Annotated in this window: 21 protein-coding genes and 1 pseudogene; 9 read left to right on the top strand and 13 right to left on the bottom strand. The window is 67.5% G+C overall.

Annotated elements, in window-relative coordinates; all coding sequences use genetic code 11:
• The first annotated feature begins 45 nt into the window (after positions 1–45).
• Positions 46–891, top strand: coding sequence for an SDR family oxidoreductase (locus tag AC0Z2B_RS29805; protein WP_476301489.1), 846 nt, complete (start codon positions 46–48; stop codon positions 889–891).
• A 4-nt stretch (positions 892–895) separates the two neighbouring features.
• Here the strand turns inward: AC0Z2B_RS29805 and AC0Z2B_RS29800 are convergent, their stop codons facing one another.
• The 3 genes from AC0Z2B_RS29800 to AC0Z2B_RS29790 form a co-directional block, all read right to left on the bottom strand.
• The gene (locus AC0Z2B_RS29800) at positions 896–1,825 is read right to left on the bottom strand and encodes an AEC family transporter (protein ID WP_476301487.1); all 930 of its coding nucleotides are present in this window, start codon (positions 1,823–1,825) and stop codon (positions 896–898) included.
• Between the two features lie 313 nt (positions 1,826–2,138).
• Complete coding sequence (locus tag AC0Z2B_RS29795) at positions 2,139–2,450, bottom strand: RcnB family protein (RefSeq protein ID WP_473006295.1); 312 nt, start codon at positions 2,448–2,450, stop codon at positions 2,139–2,141.
• Positions 2,451–2,568: 118 nt separating this feature from the next.
• Positions 2,569–3,393 (bottom strand): HDOD domain-containing protein, encoded by an 825-nt coding sequence (locus tag AC0Z2B_RS29790; RefSeq protein WP_476301485.1) that lies wholly within the window; start codon positions 3,391–3,393, stop codon positions 2,569–2,571.
• Between the two features lie 329 nt (positions 3,394–3,722).
• On the opposite strand from AC0Z2B_RS29790, the gene hppD reads away from it, so the two are divergent.
• Complete coding sequence (hppD, locus tag AC0Z2B_RS29785; RefSeq protein WP_476301483.1) at positions 3,723–4,799, top strand: 4-hydroxyphenylpyruvate dioxygenase; 1,077 nt, start codon at positions 3,723–3,725, stop codon at positions 4,797–4,799.
• Positions 4,800–5,099: 300 nt separating this feature from the next.
• Here the strand turns inward: hppD and AC0Z2B_RS29780 are convergent, their stop codons facing one another.
• Both AC0Z2B_RS29780 and AC0Z2B_RS29775 read right to left on the bottom strand, forming a co-directional pair.
• Positions 5,100–5,885, bottom strand: a complete 786-nt coding sequence (locus AC0Z2B_RS29780; RefSeq protein WP_476301481.1) for a CSS-motif domain-containing protein — start codon at positions 5,883–5,885, stop codon at positions 5,100–5,102.
• Between the two features lie 121 nt (positions 5,886–6,006).
• Positions 6,007–6,909, bottom strand: a complete 903-nt coding sequence (locus AC0Z2B_RS29775) for an AraC family transcriptional regulator (RefSeq protein WP_416423764.1) — start codon at positions 6,907–6,909, stop codon at positions 6,007–6,009.
• 183 nt (positions 6,910–7,092) lie between these two features.
• Between AC0Z2B_RS29775 and AC0Z2B_RS29770 the strand changes: the two genes are divergently transcribed.
• The 4 genes from AC0Z2B_RS29770 to AC0Z2B_RS29755 all read left to right on the top strand — a co-directional run bounded on the left by AC0Z2B_RS29770 (position 7,093) and on the right by AC0Z2B_RS29755 (position 12,519).
• Entirely contained in the window at positions 7,093–8,145 is a 1,053-nt protein-coding gene (locus tag AC0Z2B_RS29770; RefSeq protein ID WP_476301479.1) for an NAD(P)-dependent alcohol dehydrogenase, read from the top strand.
• Between the two features lie 216 nt (positions 8,146–8,361).
• The gene (locus AC0Z2B_RS29765; protein WP_476301476.1) at positions 8,362–9,744 is read left to right on the top strand and encodes an ATP-binding protein; all 1,383 of its coding nucleotides are present in this window, start codon (positions 8,362–8,364) and stop codon (positions 9,742–9,744) included.
• Positions 9,741–10,418 (top strand): response regulator, encoded by a 678-nt coding sequence (locus AC0Z2B_RS29760; protein WP_476301474.1) that lies wholly within the window; start codon positions 9,741–9,743, stop codon positions 10,416–10,418. The genes AC0Z2B_RS29765 and AC0Z2B_RS29760 overlap by 4 nt, the downstream gene beginning before the upstream one ends.
• 55 nt (positions 10,419–10,473) lie before the next feature.
• The gene (locus AC0Z2B_RS29755; protein WP_476301472.1) at positions 10,474–12,519 is read left to right on the top strand and encodes an ATP-binding protein; all 2,046 of its coding nucleotides are present in this window, start codon (positions 10,474–10,476) and stop codon (positions 12,517–12,519) included.
• On the opposite strand, the gene AC0Z2B_RS29750 is transcribed toward AC0Z2B_RS29755, so the two are convergent.
• The 3 genes from AC0Z2B_RS29750 to AC0Z2B_RS29740 are packed head-to-tail and all read right to left on the bottom strand — an operon-like array spanning position 12,470 to position 15,445.
• Positions 12,470–13,444 (bottom strand): lysylphosphatidylglycerol synthase domain-containing protein, encoded by a 975-nt coding sequence (locus AC0Z2B_RS29750; RefSeq protein WP_476301470.1) that lies wholly within the window; start codon positions 13,442–13,444, stop codon positions 12,470–12,472. The genes AC0Z2B_RS29755 and AC0Z2B_RS29750 overlap by 50 nt on opposite strands.
• The gene (gene clsB, locus AC0Z2B_RS29745; RefSeq protein ID WP_476301468.1) at positions 13,437–14,666 is read right to left on the bottom strand and encodes a cardiolipin synthase ClsB; all 1,230 of its coding nucleotides are present in this window, start codon (positions 14,664–14,666) and stop codon (positions 13,437–13,439) included. Before clsB ends, AC0Z2B_RS29750 begins: the two co-directional genes overlap by 8 nt.
• Complete coding sequence (locus AC0Z2B_RS29740; protein WP_473006298.1) at positions 14,663–15,445, bottom strand: endonuclease/exonuclease/phosphatase family protein; 783 nt, start codon at positions 15,443–15,445, stop codon at positions 14,663–14,665. Before AC0Z2B_RS29740 ends, clsB begins: the two co-directional genes overlap by 4 nt.
• Before the next feature lie 251 nt (positions 15,446–15,696).
• Here AC0Z2B_RS29740 and AC0Z2B_RS29735 point away from each other — a divergent pair, with 251 nt between their 5' ends.
• On the top strand, positions 15,697–16,641 hold the full coding sequence (locus AC0Z2B_RS29735; RefSeq protein ID WP_476301466.1) for a 2-hydroxyacid dehydrogenase: 945 nt from the start codon (positions 15,697–15,699) through the stop codon (positions 16,639–16,641).
• Positions 16,642–16,662: 21 nt separating this feature from the next.
• Here the strand turns inward: AC0Z2B_RS29735 and AC0Z2B_RS29730 are convergent, their stop codons facing one another.
• From AC0Z2B_RS29730 to AC0Z2B_RS29710, 5 genes are all read right to left on the bottom strand, one after another.
• On the bottom strand, positions 16,663–17,745 hold the full coding sequence (locus tag AC0Z2B_RS29730; RefSeq protein ID WP_476301464.1) for a M14 family metallopeptidase: 1,083 nt from the start codon (positions 17,743–17,745) through the stop codon (positions 16,663–16,665).
• A 102-nt stretch (positions 17,746–17,847) separates the two neighbouring features.
• A complete protein-coding gene (locus AC0Z2B_RS29725; RefSeq protein ID WP_476301462.1) occupies positions 17,848–19,098 on the bottom strand; it encodes an MFS transporter in 1,251 nt (416 codons plus the stop codon).
• 201 nt (positions 19,099–19,299) lie between these two features.
• Positions 19,300–20,217, bottom strand: coding sequence for a LysR family transcriptional regulator (locus tag AC0Z2B_RS29720; protein WP_476301460.1), 918 nt, complete (start codon positions 20,215–20,217; stop codon positions 19,300–19,302).
• A 76-nt stretch (positions 20,218–20,293) separates the two neighbouring features.
• On the bottom strand, positions 20,294–21,646 hold the full coding sequence (locus AC0Z2B_RS29715; RefSeq protein WP_476301459.1) for a DUF1329 domain-containing protein: 1,353 nt from the start codon (positions 21,644–21,646) through the stop codon (positions 20,294–20,296).
• Between the two features lie 16 nt (positions 21,647–21,662).
• Positions 21,663–23,492 carry a DUF1302 domain-containing protein gene (locus tag AC0Z2B_RS29710; RefSeq protein WP_476301457.1) on the bottom strand — a complete coding sequence of 610 codons (1,830 nt, stop codon included), beginning with the start codon at positions 23,490–23,492 and terminating at the stop codon, positions 21,663–21,665.
• 182 nt (positions 23,493–23,674) lie between these two features.
• Here AC0Z2B_RS29710 and AC0Z2B_RS29705 point away from each other — a divergent pair, with 182 nt between their 5' ends.
• Both AC0Z2B_RS29705 and AC0Z2B_RS29700 read left to right on the top strand, forming a co-directional pair.
• Positions 23,675–24,706 carry a WD40/YVTN/BNR-like repeat-containing protein gene (locus AC0Z2B_RS29705; RefSeq protein WP_476301455.1) on the top strand — a complete coding sequence of 344 codons (1,032 nt, stop codon included), beginning with the start codon at positions 23,675–23,677 and terminating at the stop codon, positions 24,704–24,706.
• A pseudogene (locus tag AC0Z2B_RS29700) lies at positions 24,703–25,474 on the top strand (RND family transporter); the annotation flags it as partial. The gene AC0Z2B_RS29705 and the pseudogene AC0Z2B_RS29700, both read left to right, overlap by 4 nt.

Genomic DNA, 25,474 nt, shown 5'->3' with positions numbered 1-25,474 from the left:
GCTATAGGGTGATCGCTCTTTCATCACTTGCCAAGGTAAATCTTCATGATCGCAATCACTGGTGCCACCGGTCAGCTGGGTCGTCTGGTTATCGCTGCGCTGCTCAAGCGTGTGCCTGCCCACCAAATCATCGCCCTGGCCCGTCACCCGGAAAAGGCCGGCGACCTGGGCGTGGCCGTGCGTGAATTCAACTACGACCAGCCCGAAGCCATGGTGGTAGGCCTGCAGGGCGTGGACAAGCTGCTGCTGATTTCGTCCAGCGAACTGGGCAAGCGCGCCGCCCAGCACCAGGCCGTCATCAACGCCGCCAAGCAGGCTGGCGTCAAGCTGGTGGCCTACACCAGCGTGCTGCACGCCACCGGCTCGGCCCTGGGCCTGGCCGCCGAACATCAGCAGACCGAACAGGCGCTGGCCGCCAGCGGCGTGCCCCATGTGCTGCTGCGCAACGGCTGGTACAACGAGAACTACAGTGCCGGCGTGCCGGCCGCCGTGGCCCATGACGCCCTGCTGGGCGCCGCCGGGGAAGGGCGCATCGCCTCCGCTGCCCGCGCCGACTACGCCGAGGCCGCCGCCGTGGTGCTGACCAGCGAAGGCCACGTGGGCAAGACCTACGAACTGGCTGGCGACAGCAGCTACACCCTGGCCGAGCTGGCTGCCGAGGTGTCGCGCCAGGCCGGTAAAAACGTGCCCTACAACAACCTGCCGGAGGCTGACTACAAGGCCGTACTGGTGCAGGTAGGCCTGCCCGAGCCGATCGCCGACCTGCTGGCCAACTCCGACGCGGCGGCGGCCAAGGGCGCGCTGTTCGATGACAGTAAAGTGTTGAGCGGCCTGATCGGCCGGCCCACCACCCCGGTGGCCGAGGCGGTGGCGGTGGCCCTGAAGGGCTGAGGCGTCAATTGTTTATGACGTAGAGGCAGATCGACAGAGTCAGCAGCGAACCGAGGGTCGAGATCAGGATGGTGCTGGACACCACCGAGGCCTCGCGCTTGTAGTACTCGGCCAGCATGAACGGCCCGGTGCCGGTGGGCAGGGCGCTGAGCAGCAGCGCCGAATGCGCCCACAGCGGCGGCAGGTGGAACACCTTGTAGGCCAGGAACCAGGTCAGCAGCGGGTGGGCCACCAGCTTGATCAGCACCAGCAGCGAGGTCCCCTGGCGGGGGCCTTGCTGTTTCTGCGCCAAAAACAGCCCCAGGGAAATCAGCGCGCAGGGCGTGGTGGCCGCGCCCAGCAGGCTCAGGAACTTGCCCGCCGGCGCCGGCAGCGGCGCCCCGGTCATGGCCCAGCAGGCGCCCAGGATTGGCGACACCACCAGCGGGTTCTTGGCCAGCGCTACCAGCACTTTCAACACAATGCGGTGCACCTGGGCTTCGCTCTGCAGGCCAATCTCGATGCACACCAGGGCCAGGCCGAACAGCACGCATACCACCAGCAGCGAGGCGATCAGCGCCGGCTCCAGGCCGCTGCCGCCCAGCACCATCACGCACAGGGGAATGCCGATGTAGCCGGTGTTGGCGTAGGACGCGCTGAGGGCGTCGATGCTGGCGTCGGCGAAGTGCCCGGCCTTCTTCCAGCGCAGCGCCAGGGTCAGCACGAACATCGCCAGGGTGCCCAGGGTGAAGGTGGCGACGAAGCCGGGGTGCCAGATCTGCTCCCAGGTGGCGGTGGCCGTGGAGGTGAACAGCAGCGCCGGCAGGCACAGCCACACCACCATGCGGTTGATTTCCGAGGCAGCGGTGGGGCCCAGGCGGTTGGTGCGGCGGCAGACATAGCCCACCAGGATCAGCGCGAAAATGGGCAACAGGACATTCAACACGGAAGACATGAGCAGCAGGAAACCTTGGTGTGCCGGACAGGCTGGCAAGGTTAAGGAAGTGAATCGTTAGCGTCCAATCTTTCTTGCCGCGGCCGGCGTACAGCGTGTAGGAGAATGCTTACACGGGCCGGCGGGAATCTCCTCTATGGGAAAATTCTCACCCTGCGTAGACTTGGATCCATCAACTGCTGCACAGGAGTGCAGCGGGATCAGGGAAGATCGACCATTGGCCCGGAGGGCTGCCGACAAGGAGTTGGATGGTCTTGAAGAAAACCCGCTTCGGCGGGTTTTTTGTTGCCTGCGAAAAAGCCCACGCAGGGGCCTATTTTTTCACGGGCACGATTTTCTCGATGACGCTGTTGCTCAACTGCACCAGCACGTATTTGTCGTTCACCCGCACCCAGTGGCTCTTGTCCTCGTCGGGGGCCGACAGGCCGTGGGCCTGCCAGTTCTTCACCTCTTCGGAGTCGCGGCGGAAGTGGTCGGGGATCTTGTCGCCGACCTTGAACTGGCCGGTGTCGGTGCCGGGTATCTGCACCGCCGGCTCCGTGGGTTGCGCCGCCTGGGCCAGCCCCGCCACGCCACTCAGACTTGCCACCACGACCGCCATCGCGGTCCATGTCGTGATTTTCATCCTGTACTCCCGGTGATTGAGGTCGTCACAACCTCTGACCCCGGGGCTGCCGAAACATTCCGTTTACCATGGACGCCGCCTGCGCCGTAGCAGCGGCCGCAGGCCGCGTCCAGGGCCCCTAGGTCAACAACTCGGCAAACGCCTTGTCAGCTTCCAGCACCGCGGGCAGGGCGCTGAACAGCGCGTCCAGGTCCAGGCCTTCCAGCAGCGGGCCGTCCACGGCCTCGCGGGCGTCGTCGGTGTCGCCGCCGCTGGCCTGCAGGGCGTCGGAGATGGCGATGGCCTGGGCCACCAGGCGCGGCAGGTCGGCCGGTGGCGGGGCCTGCACGGGGCGGGCCTGGTAGGCGATGGCGTGCTGGATGCTCACCGGCAGCTGCCAACGCCGCGCCAACTCGGCGCCCACTTCGGGGTAGCCGAAGCCCAGGTGCAGGGTTTCGCTGGCCGCGCGGCCGGCGTTGCCAGCCTTGTGGGCGTGGTTGATCTGCGCCGCCACCATGGGCGCGCCGGTCTGGATCAGCAACTCGCCGATGTTGTGCATCACCCCGCAGGTAAACGCGGTCTCGGCGTCCAGCCCGGCCTGCTTGGCCAGCAGGCGGCAGATGCCGGCCACCTGGAAGCTCTTGAGCCAGAAGCCCTTGAGGTCGAAGTTGGCGCTGGCCTTGAAGGCACCGGTTACGGCCGAGGCCAGCACCAGGGTGCGCAGGGTATTGAAGCCCAGGCGCAGCGCGGCGTCCTCGATGCTGGCCGACTCGCGGGCGCCACGAAAGCGCGCGGAGTTGGCCAGGCGCAGGATCTTGGCGGCTATCACTGGGTCTTTCTCGATATTGCGGGCCACGCTTTCGAGGCTGGTGGAGGGGCTGTCGAACTGCTGGATCAGGTCTTGCGCCACCTTGGGAATGCTGGGCAGGCTGTGCAGATCGGCGAATAGCGTTTCGATTTCCATGGCATGACACCTGTTGTGGACGCGGGTAGATTCAACCATAGGCAATTTTTGCCGGCTTGCCCGGCAAATCCCGACGCAATGTGCTGTTACTCCGACCGGGAAACCAGGGCGGGACAAATCGAATTACGCGTTGTAGAATCAAGTTACGCATATAAGAATAAGCCGGCGGGGAATGGGTCCACATGAAGCGACTCGGGTTCAAATTGATTTTTGGTGATTTTCTCGCCCGCAGCGTGCGGGGCATCTCCTGCGCGCCACCCCGTGCACGTGCCTGACCGAACGACACCCTCTTTCGTTTTTAGCGCACTGCCTGCACGAGGAAACACATCATGGCCGACCTCTACGACAACCCCATGGGCCTCATGGGCTTCGAGTTCATCGAATTCGCCTCGCCCACCCCTGGCACCCTTGAGCCGATCTTCCAGATCATGGGCTTCACCAAGGTGGCCGAGCACCGCTCCAAGGACGTGCACCTGTACCGCCAGGGCAGCATCAACCTGATCCTCAACAACGAGCCCCACAGCCTGGCGTCGTACTTTGCCGCCGAGCACGGGCCGTCGGTGTGCGGCATGGCCTTCCGCGTGGCCAACGCCCACAAGGCCTACGCCCGCGCCCTGGAACTGGGCGCCCAGCCCATCGAGATCGCCACCGGGCCCATGGAGCTGCGCCTGCCGGCGATCAAGGGCATCGGCGGCGCGCCGCTGTACCTGATCGACCGCTTCGGCGAGGGCAGCTCCATCTACGACATCGACTTCAACTGGCTGCCGGGCGTGGACCGCAACCCCGTGGGCGCGGGCCTGAAGGTCATCGACCACCTGACCCACAACGTCTACCGCGGGCGCATGGCCTACTGGGCCGGGTTCTACGAGAAGCTGTTCAACTTCCGCGAGATCCGCTACTTCGACATCAAGGGCGAATACACCGGCCTGACCTCCAAGGCCATGACCGCGCCGGACGGCCTGATCCGCATCCCGCTGAACGAGGAGTCGTCCAAGGGCGCCGGGCAGATCGAGGAGTTCCTCATGCAGTTCAACGGCGAGGGCATCCAGCACGTGGCGTTCCTCACCGACGACCTGGTGCAGACCTGGGACGCGTTGAAGGCCATCGGCATGCGCTTCATGACCGCGCCGCCCGACACCTACTACCAGATGCTCGAGGGTCGCTTGCCCGGCCACGGCGAGCCGGTGGGCGAGTTGCAGGCGCGCGGCATTTTGCTGGACGGCTCGTCGCAGCCGGGTGACCAGCGCCTGCTGCTGCAGATCTTCTCGCAGACCCTGATGGGCCCGGTGTTCTTCGAGTTCATCCAGCGCAAGGGCGATGACGGCTTCGGCGAGGGCAACTTCAAGGCGCTGTTCGAATCCATCGAGCGCGACCAGATCGAGCGCGGCGTGCTAAGCACCGAATAACCCCAATCCACGGTGCACGCGGCCGCAGCCTTGGGCCGGGTGATGTCCGTAGCAGCTGCCGCAGGCTGCGTCCGGCCCCACCGCCGATTTGCGATGTACGCGGACGCGGCCGTTGGCCGCTGCTACAGGTGATATGCGTAGCAGCTGCCGCAGGCTGCGTCCGGCCCCACCGCCGATCTGCGGTGCACGCGGACGCGGCCTTTGGCCGCTGCTACAGGTGATATGCGTAGCAGCTGCCGCAGGCTGCGTCCGGCCCCACCGCCGATTCGCGGTGTACGCGGACGCGGCCTTTGGCCGCTGCTACGTGCGCCGCTGGCGGCGCAACAGCCAATGGCACACGCCGCCGGTCAGCACCCCCAGCAACAACAACCCGCCCAGGGTCGACAGCCCCTGTATTCGCCACAATTCCCAGGCCTTCTGCGCCGAGAAACCGCTGTGCACCCGGTAGCCATGGCGTTCCGACACCAGCAGCGTGTGGTGCGCCGGGTGGTCGGGGATCTCGCCGTCCTGGATGCTGCTGTCGCCCCACAGGAACGCGTTGCCCACCTGCATCATCAGCACCGTGTCGCCCTGGATCAGCCGCAGCGCCTCGGCCAGGGTGCGGCCGTCGATCACCGTGCGCACGCCCAGGGGGTGTTCGTAAAGCCGGTACACCAGCGATGCCTCGTCCGGGGTCACCGGGTTGCTGGCGCGCAGCAGCAGGTGGCGGTTGAAATACTCGCCTGGCGCCACCGCCCGCTTGTAGGCGCCGTAGAACGAGCTGCAGTAGGCTTCATGGTTGCGCACCAGGTTGGCCGAGCGCACGTAGGGCTCGATGGTGACTTCCTGCAGGATCGCCTGGATCACCGCGGCGTTGCACGGCTTGCCCGCCAGTGGCAGCAAGCGTTGGGCGCTCTGGGCGGCCTGGTCGATCATGCTGTCCAGCTGGCGCACGGCTTCGCCAGCCACATGCTGGGCCTGGAATTCGAGGGTGCGGGTCACCTGCCAGCGCAGCACCAGCATGCCGCTGAGCACTGGCAGCAAGCCGATGAGCCCGGCGGCTAGCACCGCGCGCACGCGCGCCGAGGGGAGGGGAAAGGCTTTCATGGGCACGTCCTTGTGTCGGGGGATGAGGATCATCCCGCCAGCATAAGGGCGCGTGCCCGGCGTTTTTGTGGCCGCTATCGCAGCATGGCGTGGGACTTCACGCAGCGCCCGGTGGGCCGTTTCAGTTGGCCAGCGCCTCGGCGCGCGGCAGGCGTTCCTGGGCCGGGCTGCGGGCGAAGTAGCGCTTGTACTCGCGGCTGAACTGCGAACTGCTCTGGTAGCCCACGCGGTGCGCCACCTGGCTGACGCTCATGCCTTCGGCCACCAGCATCGAGCGCGCCTTGATCAGCCGCAGCTGCTTGAGGTACTGGATGGGCGAGGCCATGGTGGCGCGCTTGAAATGCTCGTGGAAGGTCGAGGCGCTCATGTTGGCCCGGCGGGCCAGCTCATCCACCTGCAGCGGCTGGTCGAAATGGCTGTGCAGCCAGGTCAGGGCGCCGGCGATGCGCGCGAATTGCCCCTGTTGCTCCACCAGCGCGCGCAGCACCCCGCCCTGGGGCCCGCGCAGGGCGGCGAACAGCACCTCGCGCAGGCGCGACTGGCCCAGGATACGGCAGGCTTGCGGGTCGTGCAGGCACTCCAGCAGGCGTTCCACGGCGCAGCGCATGTCCTCGTCCAGCTCGGCGCTGACCATGGAGGAGGGCGTCTGCACCTGATGTTCGGCCGGGCCCATGGCCAGCACCAGCTCACCCAGCACCAGGCGGTCGATGGGAATGCTCACGCCCAGCAGCGGCAATTGCTCGGTAGCGAAGGTCTCGTACTGGAACGGCACCGGCAGCGCCTGCACCAGGTAGTGGCCGGCGCCGTACTCCAGCGCACGCTCGCCCAGGTAGGCGATCTTGCTGCCCTGGGCAATGATCATCAGGCTGGGGTCGTAGATCTGCGGGCAACGGGCGGCGTTGCCGTGGGAGCTGACCACGCGCAGGCCGTCGATGGCCGTGGGCAGGAAGCCGTCGCAGTGGGCCAGGGGCTGGAGCAGGGACACCAGACGGGCATTGGCGTCCAGGTGGCAGGTGGGTGACATGAAGGGTTCCGCAGTGGTGATGACAGTCAGGGTGCCATGATCGCAAATTTTTGCCCGCCTGCGGGGGCTCCCGGAGGAATAGGCATGCATCGCGCAGGATCACCCATGGCCCCGGGGCGCCTGAATCCGGACAATGCCGCCGCTTTAAGGGCTTGTGCCCTGTTATCGCAAAAGAGGTACCGCATGTCTAAAGCTCTGGGTTACGCCGCACTTACCCCCACCACGCCCCTGGCGCCACTGGCCTTCGAACGCCGCGACCCGCGCGCCAATGACGTCAGCATCGATATCCTGTACTGCGGCGTGTGCCACTCCGACCTGCACCAGGCCCGCAACGAGTGGGGCATTGCCGTGTACCCGCTGATGCCCGGCCACGAAATCGTCGGCAAGGTCACCGCCGTGGGCCCGGCCGTGCGCAACTACAAGGTCGGCGACCTGGTGGGCGTGGGCTGCATGGTCGACTCGTGCCAGCAGTGCGCCGCCTGCCGCAAGGACCTGGAGCAGTACTGCCAGGCCGGCCCGACCATGACCTACGCCACCCCGGACCGCATCGACGGCACCAACACCATGGGCGGCTACTCCGACCACATCGTGGTGCGTGAAGAGTTCGTGGTGCGCATTCCCGAGGGCATGGACCTGGCCGCTGCCGCGCCGATCCTGTGCGCCGGCATCACCACCTACTCGCCGCTCAAACACCACGGCGTGGGCGCTGGCCACAAGGTCGGCATCCTGGGCATGGGTGGCCTGGGCCACATGGGCATAAAGTTCGCCAAGGCCCTGGGCGCCGAAGTGACCGTGTTCACCCGTTCCGCCAGCAAGGCCGCCGAGGCACGCAAGCAGGGCGCCGACCACGTCATCGTCTCCACCGACGAGGCGCAGATGGCCGCTGCCGCCGGGCGTTTTGATTTCCTGCTGGACACCATCCCGGTGCAGCACGACCTCAACCCCTACCTGCAGACCCTGACCTTCGACGGCGTGCACATTTTGGTGGGCCTGATCGAGCCGGTGTCGCCGCCGCTGCACGCCGCCAACCTGGTGTTGCAACGCCGCGTGCTGGCCGGCTCGCTGATCGGCGGCATCGCCGAGACCCAGGAAGTGCTGGACTTCTGCGCCGAGCACGGCATCACCTGCGACATCGAGATGCTCGACATCCGCAACATCAACGAAGCGTTCGAGCGCATGCTCGTGGGTGACGTGAAGTACCGTTTCGTCATCGACATGGCCACCCTGAAGGCCTGATGCATCGCACCCCGTAGCCGCTGCCGCCAGGCTGCGCTGGCCCTCGAGTACACTGAAGATCTTCAGCGTACGCAAGGGCCAGCGCAGCCTGCGGCAGCGGCTACGGCGTGGTGTGGCAAATGTGCAGCAAATGCGAACTTTGCCCCGCAACCCTTGCACCCATCCCCCCGGCGCGCCTTAAATACACGGCTCCAGCGACTCCCGTGTGCCCGCCCGATGAAAACCCGCCTGTCCACCAAACTGTTCCTGGCCCTGATGACCACCATGATCCTGGTGGTGCTGGCCATGGCCTTCGCCAACGGCTTCAGCTTTACCCGCGGGTTCCTTGGCTATATCAACGAACTGGCCGAGCAGCGCACCCGCGACGCCCAGCCACGCTTCGTGCAGGCCTACCGCGAGCACGGCAGCTGGGACTTCTTGCGCAACCAGCCCCACGCCTGGTTCCAGCTGGTGCGCCCCGACGCGCCGACTGCCGACGACGTGGTGCGCTTTACCCCCACCTCCGACCTCACCGGTGCAGTGTTCCGCATCACCCTGCTGGACACCGACAACCAGCGCGTGATGGGCTTCGACGACGTCAGCGACGACGCCCTGCGCGTGCCCGTGGTGGTCGCTGGCAAGACCGTCGGCTGGCTGGCCACCACGCCGCTGCAAAGCGTCACCGAGGCCGGCGGCGAGCGCTTCATGCGCCAGCAGATCGCCTCCAGCCTGATCGTCGCCATGGTTGCTCTGATGCTCGCTGCCTTGATTGTCTGGTGGGTGTCGCGGCGCCTGCTGGGCCCGGTGCGCCAGGTGGCCGCCGCCACCCACCGGCTGGCCGCGGGCACCTACAGCGAGCGGGTGGCGGTGGACAGCGACGATGAGGTCGGCCTGCTGGCCCGCGACTTCAACCAACTGGCCCTGACCCTGGAGCGCAACGAGCGCATGCGCCGCGAATTCATGGCCGACGTCTCCCACGAGCTGCGCACGCCGCTGTCAGTGCTGCGCGGCGAGCTGGAAGCGCTGGAAGACGGCGTGCGCAAGCTCGACGGCGAATCGTTGCAGTCGCTGCTGGCGGAAGTGGGCATGCTCGGCAAGCTGATCAACGACCTCTACGAGCTGTCCCTGGCCGACGTCGGCGCGCTGTCCTACCGCAAGCACTCCATGGACGTGGTCGACGCCCTGGGCCAGTGCGCCGCCATCTTCCGCGAGCGCTTCGCCAGCCACGACATTCGCCTGGACCTGCAGGCCCATCGCGGGCCCATCCAGGTGCTGGGCGACGAAGGCCGCCTGCAGCAGCTCTTCAACAACCTGCTGGAAAACAGCCTGCGCTACACCCAGGCCGGCGGCCAGTTGCGGGTCAGTGCCATCGCCGAAGGCGGCCGGGTGCACATCGACTTCATGGACACCGCTCCCGGCGTCAGTCCTGAATTCCTGCCACGCCTGTTCGAGCGTTTCTACCGCGGCGAAGCCTCTCGCAACCGTGCCAGCGGCGGCGCCGGCCTGGGCCTGGCCATCTGTCACGCCATCGTCGAGGCCCACGGTGGTACGCTAACCGCGCAGGCCTCGCCCATGGGCGGGCTGTGGCTGGCCATCGTGTTGCCCCTGGAGCAAGCATGAGCATCGAAGACCTACCTGCACACGTCCTCGTAGTAGAAGACGAACCCAAGCTGGCGGCGCTGCTGCGCGACTACCTGAGCGCCGCCGGCCACCAGGTGCAATGCATCGGCGACGGCCTGCAGGTGCTGCCCGCAGTGCGCGCGGCCATGCCCGACCTGATCCTGCTGGACCTGATGCTGCCCGGCCAGGACGGCGTGGCGGTGTGCCGCGCGCTTCGCGCCTTCAGCGACGTGCCGGTGGTGATGATTACCGCGCGGGTGGAGGAGGTGGACCGCCTGCTGGGCCTGGACGTGGGCGCCGACGACTACATCTGCAAGCCCTTCAGCCCGCGCGAAGTGGTGGCCCGGGTGCGCGCCATCCTCCGTCGGCGCCCGCGTGCCGCCAGCGACGCCGGCCTGCAGCTGGACGAAAGCACCTGGAAGGCGCGCTTCAACCAGGTGGAGCTGGACCTCACGCCCGTGGAGTTCCGCCTGCTCAAGGCGCTGAACGAGCACCCGGGGCGCGTGTATTCGCGCGACCAGCTGATCGACCGCCTGTACAGCGACCACCGCGTGGTCACCGACCGCACCGTGGACAGCCACGTCAAGAACCTGCGACGCAAGCTGGAGCAGGCGGCGCCGGGCCAGGAGCCGATCCAGTCGATCTACGGCGTGGGCTACAAGTTGGAGTGGTAGCCGCCCCGGCACCCACGGGCTATCCTGTCGGGCTCAGCCATTGAAGGTTCAGCCGATGCAGGAAGTATCGCTGGGTGTTTTTCCCGCCACCACCGGCGCGATGAGCGACGAAGTGCGCCGCTTCGACTGGAGCGCCACGCCCCTGGGGCCCATGGACGACTGGCCGCTGGCCCTGCGCATCGCCGTGGAGCTGGTGCTCTCCAATGCCTTCCCGGCCTGCCTCGCCTGGGGCCCGCAGCTGATCTCCATCCACAACGACGCTTTCGTGCCGATCCTCGGTGACAAGCCCGCGCCCTTGGGCCGGCCGTTCAGCGAGGTGTGGGGCGAAGTGTGGCCCCAGGTTCGCGCCATCGCCGACCGCGCCCTGGCCGGCCAGCCCACCTTCAACCAGGACCTGCCCCTGGTGATCAACCGCCGCGGCTACCCCGAGCCCGCCTGGTTCACCTTCTCCTACAGCCCGGTGCGCGACGAGCAGGGCCAGGTCATGGGCTTTCTCGACACGGTGATGGAGACCACCGACACCATCCTCGCCCAGCGCCGCACCAAGGAACTGGCCGACAGCTTCGAGCGCCAGGTGGCCGAGCGCACGGCCGACCGCAACCGCCTGTGGCAGCTGTCCTCGGACATCATTCTGGTGACCCGCCAGGACCTGCAGGTGGTGACCCTCAACCCGGCCTGGGAGCAGGTGCTGGGCTGGAACGAGTGCCAGCTGCGCGGCAGCAGCGTGCTCGACCTGGTGCATGAAGATGACCGCGCCACCGTGCTGGCCGCCGCCGCGCAACTGGCCCGCGGCGAATCGGTGCACGACCTCGACTGTCGCCTGCGCCACAGCCACGGCGGCTACCGCTGGATCAACTGGGCGGCAGTGCCCGGCGACGGCTTCTTCAACGCCGTGGGCCGTGATATCACCGTCGAGCGCGAGCGCACCGAGGCCCTGCGCCAGGCCGAAGAGCTGCTGCGCCACAGCCAGAAAATGGAAGCCGTGGGCCAACTGACCGGCGGCCTGGCCCACGATTTCAACAACCTGCTGACCGGCATCACCGGCAGCCTGGAGCTGCTGCGGCGGCGCATCGACCAGGGCCGCTTCGGCGAGCTGGACCGCTACCTGGACGCCGCCCACGGCGCCGCCAACCGCGCGGCCACCTTGACCCACCGGCTGCTGGCCTTCGCCCGCCGCCAGACCCTAGACCCGCGCCCCACCGACGTGGTGCTGCTGGTGGACGGCCTGCGCGACCTGATCCGCCAGACCCTGGGCCCCACGGTGGTGCTCGACTGGCAGCCGCAGCTGGCGCCGTGGACCGTGCTGGTAGACCCCAACCAACTGGAAAGCACGGTGCTGAACCTGTGCATCAATGCCCGCGACGCCATGCCCGACGGTGGCCACCTGGTGCTGCAGGTGCATCACCATGAACAGTTGGCATCGGCGCGCAGCGACGACGAACTGCCCGCCGGCCAATACCTGTGCCTCAGCGTGATCGACAGCGGCACCGGCATGCGCCCCGAAGTCATCGCCCGGGCCTTCGACCCGTTCTTCACCACCAAGCCCATCGGCCAGGGCACCGGCCTGGGGCTGTCGATGGTCTACGGCTTCGCCCGCCAGTCGGGCGGGCGCGTGCGCATCGAATCGACCCTGGGCGAGGGCACCGCGGTGCGCCTGTACCTGCCGCGCCACCTGGGCGCCGCGCAGCAGGCCAGCGACCCCTGCGCCAGCCCGGTGGCGCGCCCGGCGCGGCTGGGCGAGACCGTGGTGCTGATCGACGACGAGGCCACCTTGCGCACCCTGGTGGCCGAGCAATTGGAGGAGATGGGCTACGAAGTGCTGCAGGCCGCCGACGGCGTGGCCGGCCTGGCGTTGTTGCAGATGACCGGAGAGGTGGACCTGCTGATCACCGACGTCGGCCTGCCCGGTGGCCTCAACGGCCGCCAGGTGGCGGACGCCGCCGCGCGCATCCGCCCGGGGCTGAAGGTGCTGTTCATCACTGGCTACGCCGAGCAGGCGGTGATGACCCGGGCGCAGCTGGAGCCGGGCATGCACCTGCTGGTCAAGCCGTTCACCTTGCAGGCCCTGAGCGCGCGGGTGCGTGCGGTGCTGGACGCGTAACCGCCCTGGCCCGGCGTTCCAGCCACAGGTAGGCCACGCAGGCAATCAGCAGCGGCAGCAGGAAATACAGCGCGCGGTAGCCCAGCAGCGCCGCCAGCAGCGTGCCCTTGGAGTACTGGCCCTGCAGCAGGCTCATGAACACCGCTTCCAGCACCCCCAGCCCGGCGGGAATGTGGGTGATGACCCCGGCGATGCTGCTGATCAGCAGGATCGCCAGCACCGTCGGGTAGCCGACCTTGGCCGGCAGCAGCAGGTAGATCAACGCCGCCATCAGCGACCAGTTCAGTGCCCCCAGCAGCGCCTGCACCAGCGCCAGGCGCACGCCGGGGAGGGTGATGGCCTGCTGGCGGATATGCCAGGTGCGGCGCGTGGCGAAGGCGCAGGCCAGCAGGTACGCGGCGCCGGCCAGCAGCATGGCCACGCCGATCAGGCGCAGGCCGTCCTGGCCCATCTTCACACTGTCCGGCAGCGGCGGCAGGCCGGCGGCGAACACCGCGCCGCCCAGCAGCAAATAGCCCAGCCAGTTGGTGACCAGCCCCAGGCTGAGGATTTTGGTGATGGTCGGCACGTCCAGCCCCAGCTTGCCGTACAGGCGATAGCGCAGGGCGATGCCGCCCACCCATGAGCTGAGGTTGAGGTTGAACGCGTAGCAGACAAATGCCAGCGGCAGCACCTGGCGCGCGGGCAGGCGGTGCCCGGTGTAGCGCCGCGACAGCAGGTCGTAGCTGGCGAACACGCCGTAGCTCAGCAGGGCGATGCCGGCGCCCGCGGCCAGCAGCGGCCAGGGGTAGGCGCGCAGGGCGTGGCCCACTTCCTGCCAGTCCATGTTGCGCAGCAGCATCACCAGCAGCACGGGCACCAGCACCAGGAACAGCAGGTTGACGCCCCGGCGCAGCCATTTCCACAGGCGTGGGTGGCTACTCATAAGCCTTGGCCTCGGCGCTCTCCACCGGTTCCTTGAGCACCGGCCCCAATGGGGCCAGCTTCGGTGAGTGGGCCGGGAACATGCCGACGATGGCCGGGAAATGCCGCAAAAAGTGGAAACTCAGGAAAATCAGCGGCGCCCGCCACCAGTAGCCGCGCAGCACCCGCTGCAGGGTCACGGTCTTGCAGTGCTGGCTGGCCAGCTCGGCCAGGTGGTCGTGCAGCCGCTGGTTGAAGCCGGCGTCGTCGATTACCACGTTGGCTTCCAGGTTCAGCGACAGGCTCAGCGGGTCGAGGTTGCTGGAGCCCACCGTGGCCCACGTCTCGTCGATTACCGCGACCTTGCCGTGCAGCGGCCGCTGGGTGTATTCGCGAATCTGCACGCCGTCGCGCAGCAGGTAGTTGTACAGCAGCCGCGAGCACAGGCGCACCAGCGGCATGTCGGGCATGCCCTGCAGAATCAGGGTTACCGCCACGCCCCGGCGCGCGGCGTTGCGCAACTCGCGCAGCAGGCGGTAGCCGGGGAAGAAATAGGCGTTGGCGATGATGATGCGCTGCTGCGCGCGGCGGATGCCCAGCAGGTACTGGTGCTCGATGTCATCGCGGTGGGCCTGGTTGTCGCGGATCAGCAACAGCATGCGTGCGGTGCCGCTGTCGGCCTCGATGCGCTGCCGCGGCGTCAGCCAGGGCCGGGCCTGGCGGCGCATGCGGCTGGTCTCGTCGAGCAGGGTGAGGGTGGCCTGGTGCAGGTCGGCGACGATCGGCCCCTGCACCTTCACCGCGTAGTCCTGCTTGGCCATGGGCCCGGACTGCAGCAGGTGGTCGGCGCTGTAGTTGATGCCGCCGATGAAGGCGGTCTCGCCGTCCACCACCACGATCTTGCGGTGCAGGCGGCGGAACAGGTTGGTGCGCAGGCCCAGCACCTTGGGGCGCGGGTCGAAGGCCTGCAGGTGCACGCCGGCCTCCACCAGCTCGCGCAGGAAGCGGCTGCTGAGGTCGGCGGTGCCGTAGCCGTCCACCAGCACCTCCACGCGCACGCCGCGGTGGGCGGCGCTGATCAGTGCCAGCTGCAAGGGCCGGCCCACTTCGTCCTCGAACAGGATGAAGGTCTCGATCAGCACCTCTTCGCGCGCCGCGGCGATGGCCTGCAGCACGCTGTCGAAGAACGCCTCGCCGTTGATCAGCAGTTGCACGGCGTTGTCATCGCGCCACGAGCGGTTCACAGGCGCACCTCCACGGCCAGGGGCACATGGTCAGACAGGTGCGACCAGGGCTTGCGCGCCAACACCTTGGGGGTGAGGGCGGTGGCGTTGCGCAGGTACACGCGGTCCAGGCACAGCAGCGGCAGGCGCGCCGGGAAGGTGCGGGCCGGGGCGCCGTAGGCCTGGGCGAACACCTCGTGCAGGCCGCACTCGGCCAGCACCGCGTCGGCGCGCTTGCGCCAGTCGTTGAAGTCGCCGGCGACGATCACCGGGGCGTCGATGGGCAGCGCGTCCAGCAGCTGCGCCAGCAGTTGCAACTGGCGTTGGCGCTGGCGTTCACCCAGGCCCAGATGCACGCACACCGTGTGCACCTCGCGGTGCCCTGGCACGGCCAGCACCGAGTGCAGCAGCCCGCGCTGTTCGGCGCCGTTGACGCTGATGTCGTGGTTGTCGTGGCTCAAGATCGGGAATTTCGACAGCAGCGCGTTGCCGTGCTCGCCGTCGGGGTACACCGCGTTGCGGCCATAGGCGAATACCGGCCACATGCTGTCGGCGAGGAACTCGTACTGCGGCACGTCCGACCAGTTGTCGAACCGCTGGCCGTGCAGGCGGTGCATGCCCAGCACCTCCTGCAGGAACACCACATCGGCCGACACCGCCCGCACCGCCTCGCGCAGCTCGGGCAGCACGAAGGTACGGTTCAGCGCGCTGAAGCCCTTGTGGGTGTTGACCGTAAGCAGCCGCAGGGTGCGCACCGTGGCGGCCGGCTCGGCGAATGGCCGGGGTTGGGGCGTGAGCATGGCGTGACCGTCCTTGCGCGGCTGGGTATTCAATACCGACTCGGGGGGGCGGGCAAAGTTCGGTGGTGTGGGTGGGACGCGGCCTGCGGCCGCTGCTACAGGTGCTGCGCGCAATCCGTCGCCGCAGCCTGCGGCAGCGGCTACACCAAACCCCCGTAGCAGCGGCCGCAGGCCGCGTCCTTTGCGTACACTTCTGCTAAGTTGTACGATGACTTCGCCCGCTTCGCACAACAATTACCCCAGGAGCTCCCATGACCCAGCCCACCCCAGTCCTTATCGCAGGCCCCTTGCTGCCCAGCCTGCAAACAGCAGTAGACACCCATTTCGCCGCCACCCACTACTGGGAACTGGCCGACCAGCAGGCCTGGCTGCAGGCCCACGGCGCCAGCATCAAGGCCCTGGTCACCAGCGGCGTGTACGGCGCCAGCGCGGCGTTGTTGGGGCAGTTGCCCAACCTGGAGGCCATCTTCAGCTTCGGCGTGGGCTATGACGCCATTGCCGTGGACGTGGCCCGCGACCGCGGCATCGTGGTCACCAACACCCCGCAGGTGCTGGACGATTGTGTGGCGGACACGGCCATGGGCCTGATTCTCGACACCTTGCGCCGCTTCACCGAGGCCGACCGCTACGTGCGTGCCGGCAAGTGGCCCCAGGCGCGCTTCCCGGTAGCGGTGAAGGTCGGCGGCAAGAAGCTGGGCATCGTTGGCCTGGGCAACATCGGCCAGGCCATCGCCAAACGGGCGGCGGCGTTCGACATGGAGATCCTGTACCACAACCGCAGCCCCAAGGCGGGGGTCGACTACCGCTACTTCGCCGACCTCGACGCCATGATCAGCGCCTGCGACGTGCTGGTGCTGGCAGTGCCGGGCGGCAAGGCCACCGACCGCCTGATCGACGGGCGGCGCCTGGCTTTGCTGGGCAACAAGGGCTTCCTGATCAACATCGCCCGCGGTTCGGTGGTGGACCAGCCGGCGTTGATTGAGGCGCTGCAGCAGGGCACCATCGCCGGCGCCGGCCTGGATGTGTTCGAGGCCGAACCGCAGGTGCCCGAAAGCCTGTTGGCGATGGACAACGTGGTGCTGCTGCCCCACGTCGGCAGCGGCACCCAGGAAACCCGCCAGGCCATGGGCGACCTGGTGTGGAAGAACATCGAGGGCTGGTTCTACAACGGCAAGCGCCCGGTCACCCCGGTATAACCCCTTTGCTGTTACGGGGCTTTATTGGGTGAGCAGGCCGTCCACGGTCTGCCGGCACACCTCGCGGGCCTGCTCCAGCACCCGGCGCTTCCACTCATCAGTCTCCACGTAGAACGCTTCGCGTATCTGCTGCTTGATGCGCTGGCGTTGCTCGGCGCCGGTGCGCGGGTGGCGTTGCAGCCACTGTTCGGCGCGCAGCGCCTGCAGCACCTGCGGGCCGGGCTGGGTGCCGTACTCCAGGGTCAGGCCGTTGTACTGGGCCTGGGGGCATTCTTCCATCACGGCCAGGTCGAGGGTGCCACGCAGGTGCGCCGAGGTGGAACTGCCGTCGAAGCTGTTGGTCACCGCAGGGCCCCACCAGGCCTTGGCCCGGGCCAGGTCGTCGGCGCTGGCCGGGCCTTTGTAGATGCGCTCGCCCACGCCCATCGGGCCCAGCCCGGTGTGCAGGTCGATCCAGCCGATGCGCTGGCAGGCCTGGGCGTGTTCGCGCAGCACCTGGCGCACCCGCTGGTTGCTCCAGGTGGGCGCGGTGCCGCTGAAGAACAGCCCGTCGGGGTGGCTCGCCTGGCCGCTGGAGATGGCCGCTTGCAGTGCCTTGCGGCCCTTGCGCAGCACCTGCAGCATCAGCTTCAGTTCGTTGATGCGTGACGGCGGCCACTGCTCGGGCAGCAGCCGCTGGGCGATGGCGGCGTAGCCGGGGTTGGCCGGCTGGGGCTGGCTGAAGTCGAGGAAGTTGCGGTTCAGGTCGACGTTCTCATGGGTCACCCGCCGCAGCCACGAGAAACCGTAGGGGTTGAGCGCGTGCAGGTACAGCACGGCCAGGTCCTGCTGTTCGGTCAGCGCCATCCAGCTGTCGTCGTTCAACAGATCCAGCTGCACCGCCGAGCCACAAAAGCCCTCGATGCCATGGCAGCCGCTGCTGATCACCATCAGGTTGCGCGCGTCGGGCGCGCCCACCCGGCACACGTCCAGGGCCAGGGTTTCATTGTCACTGCCGGTGTGCGGGTGCACGTGCGACTGCACGGCGAGGCCGCGGCGCGCGCAGGCCAGCAGAAACTGTTGGCGCGCCTGGGCGTAGCTTGAAGCAAACACGGAAAGGTTCATGCGAGGGTCCTGGTAGGCAACGAACGGGAACGGCGCGCGCAGGCAGGCGCCGCGCGGGGCAGGCCCGCGCGCCGTGGGTCAAGCAATGGAAAAGAAGGGGGCTCAGCCGGCCCAGCGCGCCTGCAGGGCTTGGCGCGTGCGCGCCGGCGCGATGATCACCAGCCCCAGCGCCGCGCAGACCATGGCGGCCACGCCGATGCCGTGCAGCGCGGTCTCGAAGCCGCGGGCGATGTCACCGTCGAACAGCGTCACCAGCCGGCCCACGGCCCAGGGCGCGAACATGCCCGACAGGGTCATGCTGCCGACGTGGATCGCCAGCATGGCGCCGCGCTGGCGCAGCGGCGAGATGTGCGAGGTGATGGTCATGCCGAAGGCGAACACGCCGTTGAGCAGCACGCCGCCCAGCACGTAGCACACCAGCTTCATGGCCAGCCCGGCGGTCAACGTGCCCAGGGCGCAGAAGGCCAGGCCGCCGAGGATGCAGCAGGCCATGGGCGGCAGCACCAGGCTGCGCTGCACGCTGGCGCCGTTTCTGAGCAGGCGTTGGGACAGCGCCGACAGCAGCAGGTTGATGACGATGATGCTCAAGGTGGCGGCAAACAGCACGTAGCCGGCCTGCATGCTGCCCAGGCCCAGGCCTTTCTGCAGGTACACCGCCGACCAGCTGAACGACAGCGCGTTGGGTAGGTAGGCCAGGAAGCACATCAGCGAGATCCACACGAAGGTGCGGTTGAGCAGCAGGTGCCGGTAGGGCACGGTCGGGCTCGCCGCTTGCGGTGCAGCGCCCTGGCTGCCTTCGGCGCCGAACAGCCACCAGGCCAGCATCCACGCAAGGCTCAGGCCTGCGAGCAGCAGATACGCCGAGCGCCAGCCAAAATGGGCAATGCTGAAGGGCAGGGCGATGGCGCCCAGCAGGCCGCCCAGCATGATCGACACCTGCAGCAGCGACGCCGGCAGCACCTGCTTGTCGGCGGCGTACCACTTGAAGCTGGCGTGCTGGGTAACCGCCGTGCCCGGGCCACAACCGGCGCCCAGCAGCAGGCGGCTGGCAGTTAGCGCCGCCAGGCCATTGGCGAAGGTCACCAGCAGCTGCGCGCTGGTCCACACCAGTGCCATCAGGGTCAGAATCCAGCGGGTGGGAAAGCGGTTGGCGAGGAAGCCCACGGCAATCCCCGACAGCGAATACAGGAAGAAAAACGCGCTGCCGACGAAGCCGAACTGCTCGGCGCTCAGCTGCAGTTCATCAATGATCTGCGGGCCGGCGAAGGCGAAGATGGTCTTGTCCAGCACGCTGATGACCATCACAGCCATCAGCAGGCCGATCACCAGGGGGCGGCGCGGGGGCGCTCTCATGGGAAATCCTTGTGCGGTGGAGTTGCGATGGCCACAGCATGCCCCAGCCCCCTGCGCCTGGATAATCACCTCTGCACATGCGTATCAGGGTTGGTTATGGCGACCGTAGCCGCTGCCGAAGGCTGCGCTGGCCGGTGTGAACACCGGAGATTTTCAGCGAGGCACAGGGCCAGCGCAGCCTGGCGGCAGCGGCTACGGGTGTCAGGCCAGCTCCGGCGCCTTCACCGCATGCGGGCTCTTGTACACATAGATCAGCTCATCGGCCAGCGCCTTGGCCTCGCGCGTCATCAGCTCCTGGTCGCGGCACACCAGCGAGATGTTCATCGGCGGCACCGGCTCGGTGATCTTCAGCACCTGCAGGCCGTTGGTGAAATTCTGCGTGCGGTCGAGAATGCGCTGCGACCAGTAGCTGACCGCGTCGCTGGTGGCGGCCATCTCGGAAAACAGCACCACCGAGGCGCACTCGATGACGTTGTCGGGCCAGGCGATGGCATGGTGCTCGAACATCATGTTCACCTTGGACTGCTCCATGGAGTCCTGCAGCAGCCAGTCCAGCTCGCGCAGTTCGGCCAGGCTGGTGGCGCCGGCACTGGGGTGGCCAGTGCGCACGGCCAGCACCGCGGGTTGCTCGAACAGCTCCACCCAATGGAAGCCATCGGTGCAGCGCGCGGCGGGCAGGGAGGTCAGGGCCATGTCCAGCAAACCCTCGCGCAGGCCCTCCATCAGCTTGGAAGGGCGCAGCTCGTGGATCTGGATGTGCACCTTTGGGTAACGTTTGCGGTAACGGTTGAGGCTGTTGACGAACTGCGGCCCCGGCGTCACCGGTGACACGCCGATGGACAGCTTGCCGTCCATCACGCCCTTGAGCGTCTCGATTTCCTCGCGCGCACGGCGCACTTCCTCGAGGATCAGGCGTGCGCGGCGCACCAGCCGTTCACCGTACTCGGTGGCGGTGATGCCGCGGTTGGAGCGGATCAGCAGCGGCACGCCCAGCTCCGCTTCCAGTTCCTTGATGCCCTTGGACAGGGCCGGCTGGGAGATATGCAGCAGGCGCGAGGCCTCCTGGATACTGCCGCTTTCACAGATGGAGACCATGGCCCGCAGTTGATGCAACTTCATGAGCACTCGCCGAACTTCAGGATGTTCATGAATTCAAAGCAAAATTCGGGCCTATGACGCGGCCTGGCGGCCGCTTCTAGCGGATGCCGGTCACCCGCAACGCCGACGGGGTGAAGTCCTTGCGGCTCATGGGCACGTTGAAGGTGTAGCCGTTCTTCTCCTCGTTGTGCAGCGAGTTCACCGCATAGCGCCCCGACAGCAGGTCGTAGTGCACTTCGGCGGCAAAGGACGGCGCCTTGACGTTGTAGAAGAAGCTCGCATGGCCCTCCGACACCCGCCACAGCGCGCCGTGGCCGTCGTAGGCCTCGGTCTCGGCGCCTTGCCAGCTGTCTTCGTCGATGTAGATATCACGCCGCGAATAGATATGCCGCTCGCCCGGCTTCAGCGTCGCGGTCAGGTGCCACACCCGGTGCAGCTCGTAGCGGGTCAGGTCCTGGTTGATGTGGCCGGCCTTGACGATGTCGGTGTACTTGAGCGTCGGCGCTTCCAGGCGGTAGCTGTTGTAGGGAATGTACAGCTCCTGCTTGCCCACCAGCTTCCAGTCGAAGCGGTCCGGGGCGCCGTTGAACAGGTCGAAGTCGTCGTAGGTGCGCAAGCCCTCGGCGGCGGGGCTGTCATAGGCCACCTGCGGCGCGCGGCGCACCCGGCGCTGGCCGGCGTTGTACATCCAGGCCTCGCGCGGCTCCTTCACCTGGTCCACGGTCTCGTGCACCAGCAGCACGCCACCGACCATGCGCGCCGGGGCCAGGAACTCCTCGCGGTAGAAGCTGAGGATATTCGCCTGCTCCTGCGGGTCGTAGTCGCTCAGGCCGGTGGGGAAGGCCAGCTCCTGCTTGAGCACGGTGGGGGTGAAGTCGCCGTTGGCCTGGGGCGAGGCCTGCATGACGATGCGTTTCATGGTGTCGCCACGGTAACGGCCGATCAGGTTCCAGATCACCTCCAGGCCGTCCTTGGGAATAGGGAAGGGCACCGCGCCGGGGTGGTAGTGCTCCAGGCCGTTGCCGCCGGCCACCAGCTGGGTGTCGGTGGCGTTCTGGCGGGTGGCGGCCAGGCTCTTGTCGGGCAGGCTCACCGTGCGGTGGCTGGGGTACACCGGAATGCGGTAGCTGTCGGGGTAGCGGGCGAACAGCGCCAGCTGGCCCGGGGTGAGCTTGTCCTTGTACTGCGCGGCGTTGGCCTGGGTGATCACGAACAGCGGCTTCTCGCTGGCGAACGGGTCGGCCAGGAAGCCGTCGGCGTCGACCTTGCCGGCGTTCACCGGCAGGCCGCCGGTCCAGGCCGGGATGCTGCCGTCGGCGTTGCCGGCCTTCTGCGCGCCCACCGGGGTGAGGTCGGCGCCCAGGCGCGCGGCCTGGTCGGCGGTCACCGCGGCGTGCACGTGGGACGCCAGCAAGCACAGGCTCAGGGTAAACAGGTGCAAGTGTTTCATCGGGTACCTCGCAGGATCAGAAGCTGACGCCGACGCTCAAGGCGACGAAGTCACGGTCAGTGTTGGTGTTGTAATCGCCGCCGAAGAAGTTGGTGTAGCTGAGGCTGGCGGTGTACTTGGTCAGGTAGTCGGCATCCACGCCCACGCTGATGGCCTTGCTGCCCTCGGTGAAGGTCGGGCCGTTGCCGCGCACGTCGTGGGAGAAGGTGATGTTGGGCTTGAGGTTGACCCCGGCGAACACGTCGCTGTATTCCTCCACCGCGCGCAGGCGGTAGCCCCACGAGATCGGCGTGTAGTAGCCCTTGCTGTTGCACTGGCCGGGGTTGGAGCTGTTCAGCGCCTGGCAGATGGCGTTGCCCGACAGCCCGCCCAGCAGCAGGGCGGTGCCGGCGTCGGCCAGCGCGCCGTTGCCGTAGACGCTGCTGCGGCCAAAGCGCAGGTCCGAGCCGTCGGTGGCGCCCAGGCCGCTGATGTAGCCCATGCCCACTTCGCCCACCAGGCTCAGGCGGTCGCCGCCCAGCACGTGGTCGAAGGTGCGCACCGCGGTGGTCTGCGCCTGGGTGTAGGGCATGCGCTTGTAGCCCTGGATGGTCGAGCCGTAGGCCGAGCTGGCCCAGCCGCTGCTGAAAATCGGCAGGCCGGCGTTGACCAGCGCGCTGGTGGCGGCCGAACCGAGCACGGCGGCGTTGGAGACGTCGCTGGCGTTGAGCGACATGGGCATGTTCGGCCGGTAGCTGATCTCGCCCGACAGCGCCGTGGCGCCGACGTTGGTGGCGAAGCTCAGGCCGTACAGGTGGATGTCCTCGGGGTAGGTGAGGTAGTAGGTGGCGGTGCTCACGCCGCCCTTGCCGCTCAGCCCGCCCACCGGGTCGGCCAGCGCGCCTTTGCCCACGGTCCAGTTGAACTCGGGGTTGCGCGCGTGATAGTTGAGGGCGTAGAAGCCGAACTCGGTGTCGTTGAGCTGTGGCACGGTCCAGTGCAGCGACACGCCGAACTGGCCGCTGTTGCGCGCATCGTCGTCACTGCCGCGCGGCACGTAGCCGTAGTTGCTGGCCGTGCGGTCGAAGTCGCTGCCGTTGATGGTCATGCCCTGGGTGCAGCCCTTGGCGGCCACGTCGCTGCCGAAGAAGGTGCCGCAGTTGTCCAGCTCGGTCTTCTGCCACGTCAGCTGGTAGAAGGCTTCCACCGACAGGTTGTCGCTCAGGCCTTGGCTGACGTACAGCATGTTCACCGGGATCAGCCCCTCCTTGACCTCGGAGCCGGGGCGGCGCAGGGCCGAGACGTCCACCGGGTTGATGGCGTTGATGGAGTTGCCGATGAAGGTGCTCTCGCCCCAGCTGACCACCTGCTTGCCGGCGCGCACGCTGCCCGGCAGGTCGGCAATGCTGTAGTTGTGGTACACGAAGGCGTCGAGAATCTCTGCGCCCTGGCCCTTGGCGGCTTCGTCGCGGCCGCTGTCGTCAATGTCGTAGAGGTGCGTGTTGCCGTGCTCCACGGCGTAGTCGTACCAGTACTTGGCGCGGATGAACACGCCGCTGTCCTGGTACTTCAGCTGCAGGTCGTGCACGCCCTTGAAGATCTCCGAAAACGCCTGGCCCTTCTTGAAGTTCAGGCGTCCGTCGTCGCTGGTGCGGGTGGCGGCGTGGCCGCCGTTGGCGGTGCCGATGAACTGCTTGTCCGGGTTGGCGGTGCCGAAGCTGGCGCCGATGGACAGCGTCGAGTCCAGGTGGCCCTCGATGTCGCCGATGCTGAAATCCGCCGCCATGGCCGGCGCGGCGCCGGCAAGGGCCACGGCCATTGCCAGGGTGTGGGGATACAGTGTCCCCAAGGTTTTTATCGTGTTCACGCTGCTCTCCCCCAAAACCTGCATGGCTAAGACGCGGGGTCAGTTGCCCCGCTGGCTGCTGGTGATATCCCCTGTGCTCCAGGTCTGCCGCATGGTAGGGAGCGCGCCGGGTTCTGCCTTCCAGCAAATTCTTATGCCTATAGCCAAAGGTGAAGTGCGTGGGCCAGGGGCGGCTCCCTAGAATGGCCCCGGGCCGCGCCCTGGGGGTGGCGGCGACAGTCATGGGAGCGAGTGCGGTGGCGAGGCAGCGGTTGAGGGTGGGCAAGGGGGGCGCCTGGTGGCTGGCGCTGGTGATGGCCGGGGCCGTGCAGGCCGGCGAACTGCCACGGGCGGCGTCGGGGTTGTTGACCGACGTCGCCAGCGTCGGCACGCGGCAGGTGGCGGTGGGCGAGCGCGGCCATGTGCTGCTGTCCGATGACCAGGGCCGCAGCTGGCGCCAGGCGAGCGTGCCGAGCCAGCAACTGCTGACGGCGGTGTACTTCGTCGATGCCCAGCACGGCTGGGCGGTGGGGCACGACGCGCAGATCCTCGCCACGGCCGACGGCGGCGCCACCTGGGCCCTGCAGTTCCAGGACCCGGCCCGCCAGGCGCCGCTGCTGGGGGTGTGGTTCGAGAACGTCAGCCACGGTTTCGCCGTGGGCGCCTACGGTGCGCTGCTGGTGACCGAGGACGGCGGCAGCCACTGGCAGGACGCCAGCGCACGGCTGGACAACCCCGACCAGTTGCACCTCAACGCCATTGCCGCGGTGAAGGACGCTGGCCTGGTGATCGTCGGCGAGCAGGGCCTGCTGTTCCGTTCCGCGGACGGCGGTGCCAGCTGGCAGCGCCTGCAAGGCCCCTACGAGGGCACGCTGTTCGGCGCCGTCGCCACCGCCCAGGCCCGCACCTTGCTGGTGTTCGGCCTGCGCGGCCATGTGTTCCGTTCCACTGACTTCGGTGACAGCTGGCAAACCATCGCCGTGCAGGGCGAACGCGGGCCGCTGGACGCCGGCCTGGCCAACGCCCGGCTGTTGCACGACGGCACGCTGGTGCTGGTGGGCGAGGGCGGCACGGTGCTGCGCAGCGTCGACGACGGCCAGCGCTTCAGCCGCGTCACCCGCCCGGACCGCCAGGCCCTGGCAGCCGCGGCAGCCGCTGGCGACGGCCTGCTGCTGGTAGGCGAAAACGGTGCGCATCGCGCGAACATCAACGGCAGCGAGGCCGTGCAACCATGAGCATTCAGCAACGCTTCCCGGCACCCCAGGGCACCCTGCTGGAACGCCTGATCTTCAACAACCGCCCCGCGGTCATCATCCTCTGCCTGCTCGCCAGCCTCTTCCTGTTCTGGCAAGCCACGCAGATCCGCCCCTCCACCAGCTTCGAGAAGATGATCCCGCTCAAGCACCCGTTCATCCAGCGCATGCTCGAGCACCGCAACGACCTGGCCAACCTGGGCAACACCGTGCGTATCTCGGTGGAGGCGGTGAACGGCGACATCTTCAACAAGGACTACATGGAGACCCTGCGCCAGATCAACGACGAGGCGTTCTACATTCCCGGCGTCGACCGCTCGGGCATGAAGTCGCTGTGGAGCCCCAGCGTGCGCTGGACCGAGGTCACCGAGGAAGGCTTTGCCGGCGGCGAGGTGATCCCGCAGAGCTACAACGGCTCGGCCGACAGCCTCGAATTGCTGCGCAGCAACATCCTCAAGTCCGGCCAGGTGGGGCGGCTGGTGGCCAACGACTTCAAGTCGAGCATCGTCGAGATCCCGCTGCTGGAGTCCTACCCCGACCCCAACGACCAGGGCAAGCTGCTGAACCTGGACTACCAGAAATTTTCCCACAGCCTTGAGGAAAAGATCCGCGACAAGTTCCAGGCGCAGAACCCCAACGTCAAGGTGCACATCGTCGGCTTCGCCAAGAAGGTCGGCGACCTGATCGACGGCCTGATCATGGTGGTGATGTTCTTCGGCGTCGCCTTCGTCATCACCCTGGTGCTGCTGT

The organism is Pseudomonas sp. GYB4201 (assembly GCF_056312595.1).
Note: the sequence above shows the minus strand (reverse complement) of the source record. Positions and strands in the feature narration are given on the sequence as shown.